The organism is Enterobacter sp. RCC_40, from assembly GCF_041360735.1.
Lineage (GTDB): Bacteria > Pseudomonadota > Gammaproteobacteria > Enterobacterales > Enterobacteriaceae > Enterobacter > Enterobacter ludwigii.
In genome coordinates this window covers 213,826-228,730 of sequence record NZ_JBFUPR010000003.1, presented here as the reverse complement: position 1 = coordinate 228,730, position 14,905 = coordinate 213,826, and the positions used below count along the sequence as shown (strand labels likewise).

Below are 14,905 nucleotides of genomic sequence, written 5' to 3'. Positions count from 1 at the left end.
ATGCATACAGAACAACGCCTGCATTTTCGCGATGCGATGGCCAGCCTGTCGGCGGCGGTTAATGTTGTCACCACCGAGGGCGATGCAGGACGCTGCGGCATTACCGCCACCGCCGTCTGTTCGGTCACGGACACCCCGCCATCGCTGATGGTCTGCATCAATGCCAACAGCGCCATGAACCCGGTTTTCCAGGGTAACGGTAAGCTGTGCGTTAACGTGCTGAACCATGAGCAGGAGATCATGGCCCGCCACTTCGCCGGGATGACCGGCATGGCAATGGACGATCGCTTTGCCCTCTCCTGCTGGCAGAAAGGTCCGCAGGGGCAACCGGTGCTGAAGGGCGCGCTGGCAAGCCTTGAAGGCGAGATTAGCCAGGTGCAAACCATCGGCACCCATCTGGTTTATCTCGTTGAAATTAAAAACATCATTCTGAGCGAAGCGGGACACGGCCTGATCTATTTTAAACGCCGTTTCCACCCCGTCATGATGGAGGCTGAAGCCGCAGTGTGACCCCCTCCTGCGCTGGCCGTTTCCCGGCCAGCGCCAATTTCCACAAAAATTCCTAAGGTTTCCGCTTAATCACGCCGTTATATAGCCATAAGAGAAATTTTCTGTGTCTGAATACTGACAATACATGTCAGTGCTACCCGCATCATTCAGCGCATACCCTAATATACAGGAAGACCTTATGGCTAAATCGACGCGGAGCCGCTCGGCTGAACGTCTGGTCGATATTCTGGTTGAGTTACATTTAAATGGTGTGGTAAACCGCAGTGCGCTCATGGAAAAATTTAAAATTACCGAGCGCACTGTCTACCGGGATTTAAATGCGCTTTCACCTATTGTGGAACATACCGGTAACGGACTGTATCGCCTGATCCACTCCGCACAATCTCCCGGTGGACAAGGATTACATCACACGATTGCTAACTTCCTGAATGCCGATAGCTTTTTCCCGGAAAGAAATACGGAATTCTGGCAGAAACTTGAAACACGCGTTGACGAAAATCATATTCTTATTCTTGGCAACGACGCAGAGCACACGGTAGAACGTGATATTCGTCGCTATTTATCGAAAATCGAGAAATCGATTAAGAATCGTAATGTATGCCAGATCGTTTATAAGGGTAAAACCCGCCTGATTAATCCCTATAAACTCATTAACAATAAAAATATATGGTATTTACAAGCCACCGAGAATAGCCGGCTAAAATCCTTCTCGTTGAGTCAGATTAGCTGGTTTGATATTCAACAAAAAACCTTCACGCCGGAAGAAAATGCGCTCGGGCTGCTGGAAAAAAGCCTTGATCCGTGGGTGTCGGAAGACACTTTCGAAGTGAAAATATTCATTAAAGATACTATTTCACATTACTTTATGCGCCGCGACCTGCTGCCAGAACAAGAGCTTGTCGGTGAGCAGCACAACGGCGTCACGCTGCGCTGTCAGGCGGCACACGAGAACCAGATCCTGCCGCTGCTGTTCTACTGGCTGCCGAACATTCAAATCCTGGAGCCCAACTGGCTAAAAGAGAAGCTGCTTAAAACGCTGGAAAATTATCTGGCGGTAGAGCGCACAGCAGATAACCACGTGATCTCAATCACATAATTTCTCCCGGCGGCGGCGAGACGGAACCACTCGCCGCCCTCTTTGACCGCTCACCTGGCCCTTTCAACCGCTCATTCATTTACCTGTCTTTACACGCGCGTGGTTCTGGCACGATCGCTCCAGCATTAATCAATACCTCCTCATAACGAACCCTGACCCTTTTTCATTACATAAAAAACCAGGTCTTACTATGGATACGAAAAAACTACTGAAGCACGTGCCCTGGGCGTTACTCGGGATCCTCGGCGCTTTTTGTCTGGCGGTTGTCGCACTACGCCGGGGCGAACACGTAAGCGCCCTGTGGATCGTCGTTGCGTCTGTCTCCGTCTATCTTGTTGCTTATCGCTACTACAGCTTATACATCGCGCAGAAGGTCATGAAACTCGACCCGACGCGTGCCACTCCGGCGGTCATTAATAATGACGGCCTCAACTACGTGCCCACCAACCGCTACGTGTTGTTTGGTCACCACTTTGCCGCTATCGCCGGTGCGGGTCCGCTGGTCGGCCCGGTTCTGGCCGCGCAGATGGGCTACCTGCCTGGTACCCTGTGGCTGCTCGCGGGCGTAGTGCTGGCCGGGGCGGTGCAGGACTTTATGGTGCTGTTTATCTCTTCTCGCCGTAACGGCGCCTCTCTGGGTGAGATGGTCAAAGAGGAGATGGGCCGCGTGCCGGGGACCATCGCGCTGTTCGGCTGCTTCCTGATTATGATCATCATCCTCGCGGTGCTGGCGTTAATCGTGGTGAAAGCGCTGGCCGAAAGTCCGTGGGGGGTCTTCACCGTCTGCTCTACCGTGCCGATTGCGCTGTTCATGGGTATCTACATGCGCTTTATCCGCCCGGGTCGCGTGGGTGAAGTGTCGGTGATTGGTATTGTACTGCTGGTTGCATCCATCTACTTCGGTGGCGTGATTGCGCACGACCCGTACTGGGGCCCGGCGCTGACCTTCAAGGACACCACCATCACCTTCGCGCTGATTGGGTATGCGTTTGTCTCCGCTCTGCTGCCGGTCTGGCTGATCCTGGCACCGCGTGACTACCTGGCGACCTTCCTGAAAATCGGCGTTATTGTCGGTCTGGCGATCGGCATCCTGGTAATTAACCCGGATCTGAAAATGCCGGCAGTGACCCAGTACATCGACGGTACCGGTCCTCTGTGGAAAGGTGCGCTGTTCCCGTTCCTGTTTATCACCATCGCCTGCGGTGCGGTCTCTGGCTTCCACGCCCTGATTGCTTCCGGTACCACACCGAAGCTGCTGGCTAACGAAAAAGACGCGCGTCTGATTGGCTACGGCGCAATGCTGATGGAGTCTTTCGTGGCGATCATGGCGCTGGTTGCCGCGTCCATCATCGAACCGGGTCTCTACTTCGCGATGAACACCCCTCCGGCAGGCCTGGGCATTACCATGCCAAACCTGCATGAGATGGGTGGTGATAACGCGGCGCTGATCATGGCGCAGCTGAAAGATGCGAGCGCACATGCTGCCGCAACCGTCAGCTCCTGGGGCTTCGTGATTTCGCCTGAGCAGATCATGCAGACCGCGAAAGACATTGGCGAACCGTCAGTCCTGAACCGCGCCGGTGGCGCACCGACGCTGGCAGTGGGTATCGCACACGTGTTCCACAAAGTGCTGCCGTGGGCGGACATGGGCTTCTGGTACCACTTCGGTATTCTCTTTGAAGCGTTGTTCATCCTCACCGCGCTGGACGCCGGTACCCGTGCGGGACGCTTTATGCTGCAGGACCTGCTGGGTAACTTCGTGCCGTTCCTGAAGAAAACCGACTCTCTGGTGGCGGGTATTCTGGGAACCGCGGGCTGCGTGGGTCTGTGGGGTTACCTGCTGTATCAGGGCGTTGTCGACCCGCTGGGCGGCGTGAAGAGCCTGTGGCCGCTGTTCGGTATCTCTAACCAGATGCTGGCCGCTGTCGCCCTGGTTCTTGGCACCGTTGTACTGGTGAAGATGAAACGCACCAAATACATCTGGGTCACCGTGATCCCTGCGCTGTGGCTGCTGCTCTGCACCACCTGGGCGCTTGGTCTGAAACTGTTCAGCGCCAATCCGCAGCTGGAAGGCTTCTTCTTCATGGCTAACCAGTACAAAGAGAAAATTGCCGCAGGCGGCGCGGACCTCACTGCCCAGCAGATTGCCAACATGAACCACATCGTGGTGAACAACTACACCAACGCAGGTCTGAGCATTCTGTTCCTGGTGGTGGTGTACAGCATCATCTTCTACGGCATCAAAACCTGGCTGAACGTGCGTAACGCCGAGGGTCGTACGGATAAAGAAACCCCGTATGTCCCGGTACCGGAAGGCGGCGTGAAGACCTCTTCACACCACTAATCCGCCCTCGTATCCCTCTCCCTGCGGGAGAGGGTTAGGGTGAAGGGAAACAACGCCCGGCAGCCCCTGCCGGGCTTTTTCTATCTGGAAGGCACAATGTTTGGTAACTTAGGCGAAGCGAAAAAATACCTCGGTCAGGCGGCGAAAATGCTGATTGGCATTCCGGACTATGACAACTACGTTGAGCATATGAAGACCAACCATCCGGATAAACCGTACATGACCTATACCGAATTCTTCCGCGAGCGTCAGGAAGCGCGCTACGGCGGGAGTGGAGAAGGCGGCGTACGCTGCTGCTAAAGGAGAGACCATGACCCCGATTGCCGTCACCCTGCTGACCGGTTTCCTTGGCGCCGGTAAAACCACCCTGCTGCGCCACATTCTGAACGCGCAGCACGGCTTCAAAATCGCCGTGATCGAAAACGAATTCGGCGAAGTCTCGGTCGACGATCAGCTGATTGGCGATCGCGCCACGCAGATCAAAACCCTGACTAACGGCTGCATCTGCTGCACCCGCTCGAATGAATTAGAAGATGCCCTGCTGGATCTGCTCGACAGCCGCGATCGCGGTGAAATCGATTTTGACCGCCTGGTGATTGAATGCACCGGTATGGCCGACCCCGGCCCGATTATTCAGACCTTTTTCGCCCATGAGATCCTCTGCCAGCGCTACCTGCTGGACGGCGTCATTGCGCTGGTCGATGCGGTTCATGCCGACGAACAGATGAACCAGTTCACCCTCGCCCAGTCGCAGGTGGGCTACGCCGATCGCATCCTGCTGACCAAAACCGACGTGGCGGGCGACAGCGAAAAACTGCGCGAGCGCCTGACGCGTATCAACTCGCGGGCGCCGATTTACATCGCGACGCACGGTGATATCGACCTCTCGCAGCTGTTCAACACCAACGGCTTTATGCTGGAAGAGCATGTCACCTCAACGCCGCGCTTCCACTTTATGGCAGATAAGCAAAACGACGTCTCGTCGATTGTGGTCGAGCTGGATTACCCGGTGGATATCAGCGACGTCTCCCGCGTCATGGAAAACCTGTTGCTCTCTTTTGCCGACAGGCTGTTGCGCTACAAAGGGATGCTGTGGATTGATGGCGAACCGAACCGCCTGCTGTTCCAGGGCGTACAGCGGCTGTACAGCGCGGACTGGGACAGACCGTGGGGAGATGAAACGCCGCGAAGCGTCATGGTGTTTATTGGGCTACAGCTGCCGGAAGACGAGATCCGGACAGCGTTTGCAGCACTGCGCAAATAACCGTACGAACGCAGCCCTCTCCGCAGTTGAGGAGAGGGCTGTGAGATTATTTCAGCGCGTCGGGCAGCGTCACAATCCACAGTTCGCTTTCTGACGCCGGCTTCGCCAGCGGCTTCACGGCGAGGGTGGTCGCAACCGGTTTATCATCAATCGTGAGTGCACCTTGCGAATTCACCCGATAATCCTTGAGCTTCTTGCCCTCGACCGGATTTTCCATCGCCACCTTCACGCCAAAGTCGTTATCGTTCGCGACCGCCAGCGTTTTGTTGTCAATCAGCGCTAACCCTTCGGCCTTTTCCTGCTGCCAGCCAAGCGCGCGCAAATCCACGACCTGGGTTTTAGCCGCCAGCGTAATGCCGCGCTGGGCCAGCGTCTTCTCGTCATCAAACTCCGGGTATTCGCCCGGCTTATCGAAGCGTGTCAGATCGCTCGCCTTGCTGAGGTCCACCTTGTAGATGAGGTTGCGCATGCCATCGTTTTTATCGCTGCCCTGCTCAATCAGCAGCAGCTGCTGGTTATCAAGCGCCACAATGTCACCGATTTTGGCGTCATTGTTTTTGCTGTAGGCTTCGCTGTCGATGGGATAACCGTACATCGCGGTTTTCCCGGTCGCCGGGTCGAAGCTCACCAGGCGGGTAAACAGCGCCTGTTTTTTGCTTTTGCCGTCGATATCCAGCGTGCTTTGCACCGCGGCAATGATACGCCCGTCCGGCATACGGGTCAGGCCTTCAAAGCCCCGGTTTGGTTGACGCCATTTAATAATATTCGGCAAGCCGCCCGCGATGGATTTCTCGCCTTCCGCCGCCTGCGGACCGTGAATCGCCAGGATCTTGCCTTTGCTGTCGACGTTAATCAGGAACGGACCGTACTCGTCGCACAGCCAGTAACCGCCTTTACCGTCCGGCGTGATACCTTCCGTATCCAGCCCGCGATTGTCGCCCTTCAGCACCTTTAACGTGTCACTGAACGCCACTTCATTGGTCGAGCCAATCACGCCGCTTTGCAGCGGCAGACCGTTGATCTCGCCTTTATCGTCATGCAGAGGGCGCGCATCGACGGCCTCCGCTTTGCCATTTTGTACGCGAATCGTCATCAGCAGCGGAGCGAAATCGGGCGTGACAAAGATTTTGGCTTCGTCTTTCCCCACTTTCGGCGAATCCGCATTCGGACCGCGATCGGTCACGGTCGCAAACGTCAGGGTATCGCCCTGTTTACCGGTAAACAGCAGGCCAGAGCCAATCCCGACCGGGAGTCCCTTCGGGAACGCACCGGCAAACGCGCCGCTGTAGCTCACGCGCGTGCCTTCGGGGAAGCTGACAACATAGTGCTCGGCCGTGGGCTGCGCCGCCAGGCCAGAGAAAGAGAGCGCACAACCGATAAGCACAGGAATAATTTTTCTTTTCATATTGTTAGTATCCAGAAAGTGAAGCCAACAACGTAAAGAACAAACGTGTCAGGAAAATGACACCGCAGAGATACGCGGGCAGGCAATTGAAGGCGCGTGAACAGCCAGAAATGTAAAACTAAACCACAAAGTGTAAAATTTGAAATGTTTCTGGAAATTATTAGAAAGCCAATTAATTCATGTCAAACGGTTATCCTCTGTCTCGTTCAGTGTCTATTTAGTCAAAAAACTAAACCTGTCCTAAACGTCCAGGCAATACATATTGACCCGGCGATAACTAAACATGAAAGCAACATTTCAAAAGCCAGCCATTAACAAAAACAGCATAAAAACACGACCTTAATCACATTTGCAGTCATAAACATCGCTTGTTAAGGTGGCCTCAGATGAAATTAATGACGAGGCATAAAACATGAAAAAACTGAATGTTCTTCTTCTTTCTGCTCTGACCGTCCTGTCGGGTTCCGCACTGGCTATGGGCGGCACGATTGAGCAAGGTAAAAACTTTACTAACCTTAATCTGGAAATGGGTAAATCCTCATCCGGTGTGTACCTTGAAAGCAACTGGCTCAAAAACACCGACGACGGCACGCAAACAGGTGGCGTTGGCGCCGGTTACAACCTGGAAGTGGGCCCGGTAATGCTGAATGCCGGCGCTAAAGCAATCTACCTTGGCCCGAAAAAAGGCGATAACGGCGTGGCATTCCCCATCGGTGGCGGTATTAACGTTGCGCTGACGGACAGCATCCACGTGTTTGGCGAAGGGTATGCCGCACCAGAAGGTCTGAACAACAGCGTGAAAAACTACGTGGAAGCCAACGGCGGTGTGAGCTGGACGCCAATCACGCCTGTGACGCTGAAAGTGGGTTATCGTCACGTAAGCGTTGACGGCAAAGACGGTCGTCCTGGCCACACGCTGATCGACGGCGCATATGTAGGCGGTGGAGTCACCTTCTGATGAAACACCGCATTACCGCGCTTTGCGTTCTGAGCATCACGCTTCTGCTCACCGGTTGCGTCCAGTATAAATGGGTGAAACTGGGAGTCAGTGACGCTGAGATGAATAAAAAGCTCACGGAATGCGAAGCACAGGCCCTGATTGATCTGCCCCCGGACAATGTTGTGACCGGTTCGAGCTCGGAAAAAATGGACAAATCGAAAAAGAAAAAGGATATTTCCACGAGCTACACGGTTGAAGACGCGAATGAATATCGCCGGGATACCTTAGTCGACAGCTGCATGTTCAAAAGCGGCTGGGACAAGATTGAAGTGCAATAACCCAAAAAAAAAACCTGCCGAATGGCAGGTTTTTTATTCGCGGAGTTACTTACGCACCACCACCAGCTTCTGGTTCACAAACTCTTTGATCCCCAGGTCCGACAGTTCGCGTCCGTAACCGGATCGCTTCACGCCGCCAAACGGCAGCTCTGGCGCGGTATCGGTGAGCCAGTTGATATACACCATGCCGGTCTCAATACGCGACGCCATTTTCTTCGCCCGCTCGATATCCTTGCTGAACACCGCGCCGCCCAGACCATAGTGGGAATCGTTCGCCAGTGCGACCGCTTCGTCATCATTTTTCACCACATAGATCTGCGCCACCGGGCCGAAGAACTCCTCAAAGTAGGCCGGGTTGTCGCGCGAGATATGCGTCAGGATCGTCGGCTCAAAGAAGCACCCGTCACGCTGCACCGGTTTGCCACCGTAATGCAGCGTCGCGCCGTTTTTCACCGCCTCGTTGACCTGTCTGGTCAACGTGTCCAGCGCATCCTGAGAGGACAGCGGCCCCAGGGTGGTGCTCTCGTCCAGCGGATCGCCAATCTTCACCTGCTTAAATGCCTCGGTGAATTTCGCGAGGAAGGCATCCGCAATCTTCTCATGCAGGATGAAACGCTTCGCCGCCGTACAGACCTGGCCGGCGTTATTGAGTCGGGCATTCACGCCCGTCTTCACGGCCTTCTCCAGATCGGCATCATCCAGCACCACAAAGACGTCATTACCGCCCAGCTCCAGGGTCGATTTTTTGATGTGCTTCGCCGCCTGCGCCGCGACCACGCTACCCGCTTTTTCGGAACCGGTCAGCGCGGCACCCTGTACACGATCGTCGGCGATGATGTTCGCCACCTGATCCGACGAAATAAACAGGTTGGTCCACGCCCCTTCCGGTGCACCGGCCTCACGCACCAGATGTGCAAACGTCTCTGCACAGTGCGGCACGATGCTGGCGTGTTTGGCGATCACCGGGTTACCGGCCGCCAGGTTCGGGGCGAGGACACGCATCAGCTGGTAATAAGGGAAGTTCCACGGCTCAACGGCCATCAGCACGCCAATAGGGTGGTGCTCGACCCACGCTTCCCCGAGTTCGGAGTTGTACTTCACCGGGGCGAGGAACCGTTGGGCATTATCCGCGTAGTAGCGGGCGATTTGCGCGCACAGTTTCACTTCACCGCGGCTCTGCTCAATGAGCTTACCCATCTCCTTGCTGGCAATTTTGGCCAGATCCTCCGTACGTTCGTCGATGAGGTCCGCAAGTTTACGCAGTACCGGCAGGCGCTGGTTAATGTCGCCTTTTGCCCAGTCCGAATGGTAAAGCGCATCGGCCGCCTTCAGCGCCGCTTCAACATCCGCGTCGGTATGGGAGGGATATTCTTTGATGAGCTGGTTTGTGGCAGGATTTACTGTCTGGTAAGCCATGTCGAATCTCCTTGTTTTACCGCTTAGGGTATTAAGAGTAGACAATATGACTGGCGATGGACGTAAAGTTGGGTATATCCGGAAGGTTCTTAGCGTGGTACTGCAACATGTCGCGCGGGCATGGTATAAAAAACGTTCCTGACAGGAGTCCCCCATGACCGAGACCCGACACATCCGCCAGACCTTTCATCGCGCCTGCGGCCACGAGCTGCGCAGCACGTGGCAGAGCACCCAGGCGTATAAACGTCATTGTCACCCACAGCTCTCTATTGGCGCGATCCTGGAAGGCCAGACGTGCTGCACAGTCCATGACAGGGAGTATATCCTGACCCCTGGCGACATCATCGTCATCCCGGCGCATGCGCCCCACAGCTGCAACCCGGTGGCGGGGCAGCCACGCAGCTACCATATGCTGTATATCGACACTGACCTTTCGCTGGCACTGCAGGTCATTCGCGATCAAGCGCTGTTTAATCATTATCTTGACGTGGTTGAGAACATGACCGCGGCCTCCCTGAACGCACTGCTTTGCGCCCTTCCTCCCTCTGCAGGCCGCACAGATAAGCCCCATTCACTGAGTCAGCAGGTGCAAGAGGCGTTTCTGTCGAACCTCACCGCTCCGCCTTCCCTTGACGACCTTGCCCGGCGATTTTCACTGCGCAAAGAGACGTTAATCCGCACCTTTAAACAGGACACCGGCCTGACGCCAGGACGCTTTCTCAGCATCTCTCGCGTGGAATACGCCAAAGCGCGACTGCGTGCGGGGGATGATATCGCCGATGTCGGTTACCAGAGCGGGTTTGCCGACCAGAGCCATTTCCATAAAACCTTCGTCAGCTACACGGCCGCCACGCCTCGCCAGTACGCGACGGGTCGATCAATATCAGACAATAATCAGGATACGTAACGCCGTAAGGTGATCTCCGTTTTTGCTCTGGAGGTCACGATGGAACTGTTCTTCCCTTCCGCTTTTCTCGCCCTGGCGCTGGCGCATTTTGTAGCCCTGTTAAGCCCCGGTCCGGATTTCTTTTTGCTGGTCGGTTACGCCGCGCGTTACCGGCTGCGCGGCAGTGCCGGGTTGTGCCTCGGTATCGCCGCGGGTAACGCGCTCTATATTGTGCTGGTGATTATCGGCTGGAGTGCCCTGCGCACGTTTTCGTGGCTGTTCACCCTTATCGAATTATCCGGCGCGCTCTACCTGCTCTGGATTGGATCGCGGCTGGCGCGCAGCCGCCCGCAGACGCTTGCGCTCAATGAGACTCATCAGCGGTGCCCCTCATTGCGTAAGCAAATCCTGCTGGGGCTCGGTTCGGCACTGTTAAACCCGAAGAATGCGCTTTTTTATCTGGCGCTCATGACGGCGCTGTTAGGGCCGGGTGTCACGCTGCTTCAGCAGTCAACCTGCGGTGTCTGGATGGTAATGGTGGTGCTGGTCTGGGATTTAGCGCTGGTGTCGCTGATGGGCTTGCCCGTGGTTCAGCGGACGCTCAGCCGTTCACTCTGGCTGATTGAGCGAACCGCTGGCGTGGTGCTGATGGCGTTTGGTGGGTGGGTCGTGTGGCGTTTTTTGCATTTTCTTCCCGCCTCCCTCTATTCTTAAGCCATGGAAAAAATAGCTGAACTTAAACGCGCCAAGCTGCTGGCGCTGTCGCTGCTGCTGATTGCCGCCGCGGCGTTTATCACCACCCTGTTCCTGCCGCAAACCTTCTGGGTGCGCGGCGTAAAGGCCATTGCCGAGGCGGCGATGGTCGGCGCACTGGCGGACTGGTTTGCCGTCGTCGCGCTGTTTCGCCGGGTGCCTATCCCGTTTATCTCACGCCATACGGCGATCATTCCGCGCAACAAAGACCGCATTGGCGACAATCTGGGTCAGTTCGTGCAGGAAAAGTTTCTCGATACCCAGTCGCTGGTGGCATTGATCCGCCGCTATGAACCGGCACAGATGATTGGCACCTGGTTCAGCCAGCCCGACAACGCCCGGCGCGTCGGGCTGCATCTGATTCAGGTAATGAGCGGTTTTCTTGAACTGACCGACGACGGACGCATTCAGCGGCTGCTCAAACGGGCGGTGCACAAGGCCATCGACAAGGTCGATTTCACCGAAACCAGCGCGGTGATGCTGGAGAGCATGACCCGGAACAATCGCCATCAGGTGCTGCTGGACGCCATCATCAACCGCCTGATCGCGCTTATCCAGCGTGACAGCACGCGGGACTTTATCGCCGACCAGATTGTGCACTGGCTGAAGACCGAGCATCCACGCAAGGCCATGGTGCTGCCTACCGAGTGGCTCGGCGATCAGAGTGCGGAGATGGTGTCGAATGCGGTGAATACGCTGCTGGATGATATCAGCCACGACCGCACGCACCAGATCCGCCAGGCGTTTGACCGCGCCACGCTGAAGTTTATCGACAACCTGAAAAACGATCCGGAAATGGCCGCCAAAGCCGATAACATCAAGCACTATCTGAAGAACGACGAGGCGTTTAACCGTTATCTGGGCGAGATGTGGGCCGACCTGCGTCAGTGGCTGAAAGCGGATATGCAAAGCGAGGACTCGCGCGTCAGGCAGCGCATCGCCAACGCCGGACTGTGGTTTGGTGAAACGCTGTCGAACGATGCCAGCCTGCAGGCATCGCTGAACGAGCATCTGGAGCTGGCGGCGCACCGCGTAGCACCGGATTTTGCCGCGTTCCTCACGCGGCATATCAGCGACACGGTCAAGAGCTGGGATGCCAAAGACATGTCGCGCCAGATTGAGCTTAACATCGGCAAAGACCTGCAGTTCATCCGTGTGAACGGCACGCTGGTGGGCGGGACCATTGGCCTGATCCTGTTTTTACTCTCGCAATTGCCTGCCGTGCTCGCGCATTAATTCGCCTCAGGCGGCGCGATCACATAGCGCGTAGGGGCAAAGCGATTGAGGATCAAATGCACCAGAAAGACCATTGTCAGGGTCGCCACCAGCGCAAAGGTCACCGAGGTAATGCGATAGAGATCGCTGAACACCAGGTCGCTGTCCGGGTGCATGTTCTGCCCGAACATAATGCCGATGGTGGTGATGCTGGAAAACCCGACCCCGGCGCCAACCTTCTCCATCACGTGCAGCCGCGCGCCAAATGCCAGCCCAAGGCCGATAAGCGGCATCATCAGCAGCATATGGCTGCTGTGATCGTAAAGGATAAGCTGGACGACCAGAATGTAGAGGCAGCCCAGCACCACGCCGACCACGCGCCAGAGGGAACTCATCACCGCGCCGCGATAGTGCATGGGAAACAGAATCAATACCCCGGCCATCAGCGCGGAAAGTGAGTCGCTCAGGTCGCTTATCTGGAAGATGACGAAAATCAGGGTGGCAACGGTCCCGGAAAGCAGCGACTCGTGGCGCACACGGGCGTCATCTTTTTCAATCAGCGGCGGCGGCTTGCGCGGCTCCACGTCCGGCAGCAGGTAATTCATCAGCGCGCTCAGGCACACCGCCATAACGCTCGCTTCGATATTGGAAAACAGCAACGTATGCCAGTCGGTGGTGGGATAGCTCATAAAGTTGAGCATCACGCTCTGGCAGACCACGCCCATCGAACCAAACAGAAACAGCGGTCCCTTACTCATAAAGCGAAAACGCATGACGTACAGGGCGAACACGACTAACGTCATGATCACCGGCCATTGCGACAGATAGCCGATGATAATGACCATTTCAACGCAGTTAAGCGAGGCGCTAAAGATAAATTGCTTCGCCACGTGGCGGTTAAAGACCGGTACCAGTGACAGCAGCATGATGGGGTAGACCACGAAAAACACGCCGTAGTGAGTGTTGTAAAAACTCGAAATGCTCAGCGCAATCATGCCGGCAAAGACGATGCGCAGGGTCTGGCGAAAGTCGTTTGCCGTATAGACGATGTTGCCGTGCGGGGTAAACACCCGCGCCAGAGTGTTAATAGACATAGTGCAGCAGGCTCACCAGGTGGATCTGCATCCCGGAGAAGAAGCGCGCAAACGGCCCTTCGCTGTTATAGAGCTGCACGGTGGCACGCGCACCGGTCGGAAGTTGCTTCGGCAGCGCCTCGTCCAGCGCCACGTGGATACGCATACGCTGGGCATCACGAACCCACCGGTTGGAGGTTTCTGGCTCGGACAGCTCGCCGTTCACTGCTTCCTGTCCGGCGAGGATCCCCGCATCGCTGCTGGTCACATGCGCACGGAAGACGTGTCCCGGGAAGGCGTCAAACACCACGGCGGCATCGGTTCCCTGATGGGTATGGCGCAGGCTCTTCTCGCGGAAGTCGGCCACGATATCGGCCTGATTATTCACCAGCGCCAGCGCGGCCGAGCCGGAGGAGGCGTAATAGCCAGGGCTGAGCTGCAGGTTACTGACCGTGCCGTCCGCCTGGGCGTAAACCTTCGTCCAGCCAAGATTCAGTTCCGCTTCATCCAGCGCGTTGCGGTATTTCTGCAGGGTGACGTTGCGGTGTTCTTCCCGCTCACCGCGCTGAATGCGCAGGTTACGGATGTTCGCCTGCAGCGAACTGACGGACTGCTCGCTGCTCTGCCAGGTGGTCCGGACTTTATCCAGATCCGCCTGCGACACGTTCTGCAGCGTGCTGAGTTTCTGATAACGATCGTAGGTCACCTTGTCGTTACGCGCGGTCAGCACGGCGGTTTTCAGGCTGGCCTGTGCGGCCGCGATCTGCGCATCCAGCTGTTCGTTAGAAAGTCGCGCCTGCTCCAGCGCGATTTGCGCTGCTTCCACTTTATTGCGAAACGGCGTGTCATCCAGCTCAAACAGCAGGTCGCCTCGCTTCACCTGGCTGTTGTTGTGTACATGGACAGCCGCCACGTAGCCGGAAACGCGCGGAGAAACCGGTGTCACCACGCGCATGACGGTGGAGTCCGGCGTCAGCGGGATCCAGATGTCCGCGACGACAAAGTAGACAAACATCAGCAGGAAAGAGGCAATACTTACCCTTACCCAGCGGGCAAACTTTTGTTCAGGAGTCATTATTTTTCGGTCTTGTTATCTTCTTCGCGGATTTTCCGCAAATTGCAGGCGATTTGATTCAACGTGGCGCTGAAAATATCGAGATGCTCCGGCGCGATGTTTTGCGATACGCGCGCCTGAAATGTCTCGATCACCCGGGAGAGCATCCTGAGTACGGCGTTCCCCTCCGGCGTCAGCGTAAGTAGCCGGATACGCTTGTCATAAGGCGATACGGTGCGTAACAGGTAACCCTGTTTTTCCAGCTGTGTCAGCGTGCGCATCAGCGGCGGCAGTTCAATACCCTGCACCTCCGCCAGTTCACTCACCGAGACGTTATCCCCAAGCTGTTGAAGCTGCATCATTACCGTCCAGCTCGACTGGGTTAACCCGGTCTCGAGAATGGCGTCGTCAATCACGGCGCGCCACTGACGCACGATCATGGCCATCCGCATCCCCATCGGTCTGCGGCTAAACAGTTCTTCTTCACGCATGGGATATCCTCTCGTAACACGCGGTCAAGATAATAGTTACCAGGGTAAGTATCAAGAAACGAGAGACAAAAGAGCAGGAATTGCGAAAGACGAATGCCCTCTCCCGGTGGGAAAGGGCAT

The 14,905-nt window shown here is 56.1% G+C and carries 15 protein-coding genes; 10 read left to right on the top strand and 5 right to left on the bottom strand.

The features are described from left to right. The 5 genes from AB6731_RS13345 to yjiA all read left to right on the top strand — a co-directional run bounded on the left by AB6731_RS13345 (position 1) and on the right by yjiA (position 5,214). Positions 1-510 (top strand): 4-hydroxyphenylacetate 3-monooxygenase reductase subunit, encoded by a 510-nt coding sequence (locus AB6731_RS13345; protein ID WP_371006472.1) that lies wholly within the window; start codon positions 1-3, stop codon positions 508-510. Between the two features lie 178 nt (positions 511-688). Further along, positions 689-1,606, top strand: coding sequence for a YafY family protein (locus tag AB6731_RS13340; RefSeq protein WP_063156969.1), 918 nt, complete (start codon positions 689-691; stop codon positions 1,604-1,606). A gap of 190 nt (positions 1,607-1,796) precedes the next feature. Continuing rightward, positions 1,797-3,950 (top strand): carbon starvation CstA family protein, encoded by a 2,154-nt coding sequence (locus AB6731_RS13335; protein WP_020885314.1) that lies wholly within the window; start codon positions 1,797-1,799, stop codon positions 3,948-3,950. A gap of 96 nt (positions 3,951-4,046) precedes the next feature. Next, entirely contained in the window at positions 4,047-4,250 is a 204-nt protein-coding gene (locus AB6731_RS13330) for a YbdD/YjiX family protein (protein ID WP_003856610.1), read from the top strand. 10 nt (positions 4,251-4,260) lie between these two features. Beyond that, positions 4,261-5,214 carry a GTPase gene (gene yjiA / locus AB6731_RS13325; RefSeq protein ID WP_020885316.1) on the top strand — a complete coding sequence of 318 codons (954 nt, stop codon included), beginning with the start codon at positions 4,261-4,263 and terminating at the stop codon, positions 5,212-5,214. Between the two features lie 46 nt (positions 5,215-5,260). On the opposite strand, the gene AB6731_RS13320 is transcribed toward yjiA, so the two are convergent. Beyond that, the gene (locus tag AB6731_RS13320; protein ID WP_371006471.1) at positions 5,261-6,619 is read right to left on the bottom strand and encodes an esterase-like activity of phytase family protein; all 1,359 of its coding nucleotides are present in this window, start codon (positions 6,617-6,619) and stop codon (positions 5,261-5,263) included. A gap of 412 nt (positions 6,620-7,031) precedes the next feature. On the opposite strand from AB6731_RS13320, the gene AB6731_RS13315 reads away from it, so the two are divergent. After that, the gene (locus tag AB6731_RS13315) at positions 7,032-7,577 is read left to right on the top strand and encodes a YfaZ family outer membrane protein (protein ID WP_014168475.1); all 546 of its coding nucleotides are present in this window, start codon (positions 7,032-7,034) and stop codon (positions 7,575-7,577) included. Beyond that, positions 7,577-7,897: a hypothetical protein gene (locus tag AB6731_RS13310; RefSeq protein ID WP_371006470.1), complete on the top strand. Its 321-nt coding sequence runs from the start codon at positions 7,577-7,579 to the stop codon at positions 7,895-7,897. The genes AB6731_RS13315 and AB6731_RS13310 overlap by 1 nt, the downstream gene beginning before the upstream one ends. Before the next feature lie 45 nt (positions 7,898-7,942). On the opposite strand, the gene AB6731_RS13305 is transcribed toward AB6731_RS13310, so the two are convergent. After that, positions 7,943-9,313, bottom strand: a complete 1,371-nt coding sequence (locus AB6731_RS13305) for an NAD-dependent succinate-semialdehyde dehydrogenase (protein ID WP_121339946.1) — start codon at positions 9,311-9,313, stop codon at positions 7,943-7,945. A gap of 154 nt (positions 9,314-9,467) precedes the next feature. Here AB6731_RS13305 and AB6731_RS13300 point away from each other — a divergent pair, with 154 nt between their 5' ends. Genes AB6731_RS13300 through AB6731_RS13290 form a run of 3 tightly spaced genes read left to right on the top strand, consistent with a single transcriptional unit; the run spans position 9,468 to position 12,188 of the window. After that, positions 9,468-10,220, top strand: a complete 753-nt coding sequence (locus AB6731_RS13300) for a helix-turn-helix domain-containing protein (protein WP_371006469.1) — start codon at positions 9,468-9,470, stop codon at positions 10,218-10,220. Between the two features lie 39 nt (positions 10,221-10,259). After that, positions 10,260-10,913 (top strand): LysE family translocator, encoded by a 654-nt coding sequence (locus tag AB6731_RS13295; RefSeq protein WP_252070082.1) that lies wholly within the window; start codon positions 10,260-10,262, stop codon positions 10,911-10,913. A gap of 3 nt (positions 10,914-10,916) precedes the next feature. Then, complete coding sequence (locus AB6731_RS13290; protein ID WP_047955005.1) at positions 10,917-12,188, top strand: DUF445 domain-containing protein; 1,272 nt, start codon at positions 10,917-10,919, stop codon at positions 12,186-12,188. Here the strand turns inward: AB6731_RS13290 and AB6731_RS13285 are convergent. The 3 genes from AB6731_RS13285 to AB6731_RS13275 are packed head-to-tail and all read right to left on the bottom strand — an operon-like array spanning position 12,185 to position 14,785. Further along, positions 12,185-13,261, bottom strand: a complete 1,077-nt coding sequence (locus AB6731_RS13285) for a DUF2955 domain-containing protein (RefSeq protein WP_014168468.1) — start codon at positions 13,259-13,261, stop codon at positions 12,185-12,187. The two genes, AB6731_RS13290 and AB6731_RS13285, sit on opposite strands and share 4 nt — an antisense overlap. Further along, positions 13,251-14,318, bottom strand: a complete 1,068-nt coding sequence (locus tag AB6731_RS13280; protein ID WP_086533213.1) for an HlyD family secretion protein — start codon at positions 14,316-14,318, stop codon at positions 13,251-13,253. The genes AB6731_RS13285 and AB6731_RS13280 overlap by 11 nt, the downstream gene beginning before the upstream one ends. After that, positions 14,315-14,785 carry a MarR family winged helix-turn-helix transcriptional regulator gene (locus AB6731_RS13275; protein WP_047955003.1) on the bottom strand — a complete coding sequence of 157 codons (471 nt, stop codon included), beginning with the start codon at positions 14,783-14,785 and terminating at the stop codon, positions 14,315-14,317. Before AB6731_RS13275 ends, AB6731_RS13280 begins: the two co-directional genes overlap by 4 nt. Between the last annotated feature and the right edge of the window lie 120 nt (positions 14,786-14,905).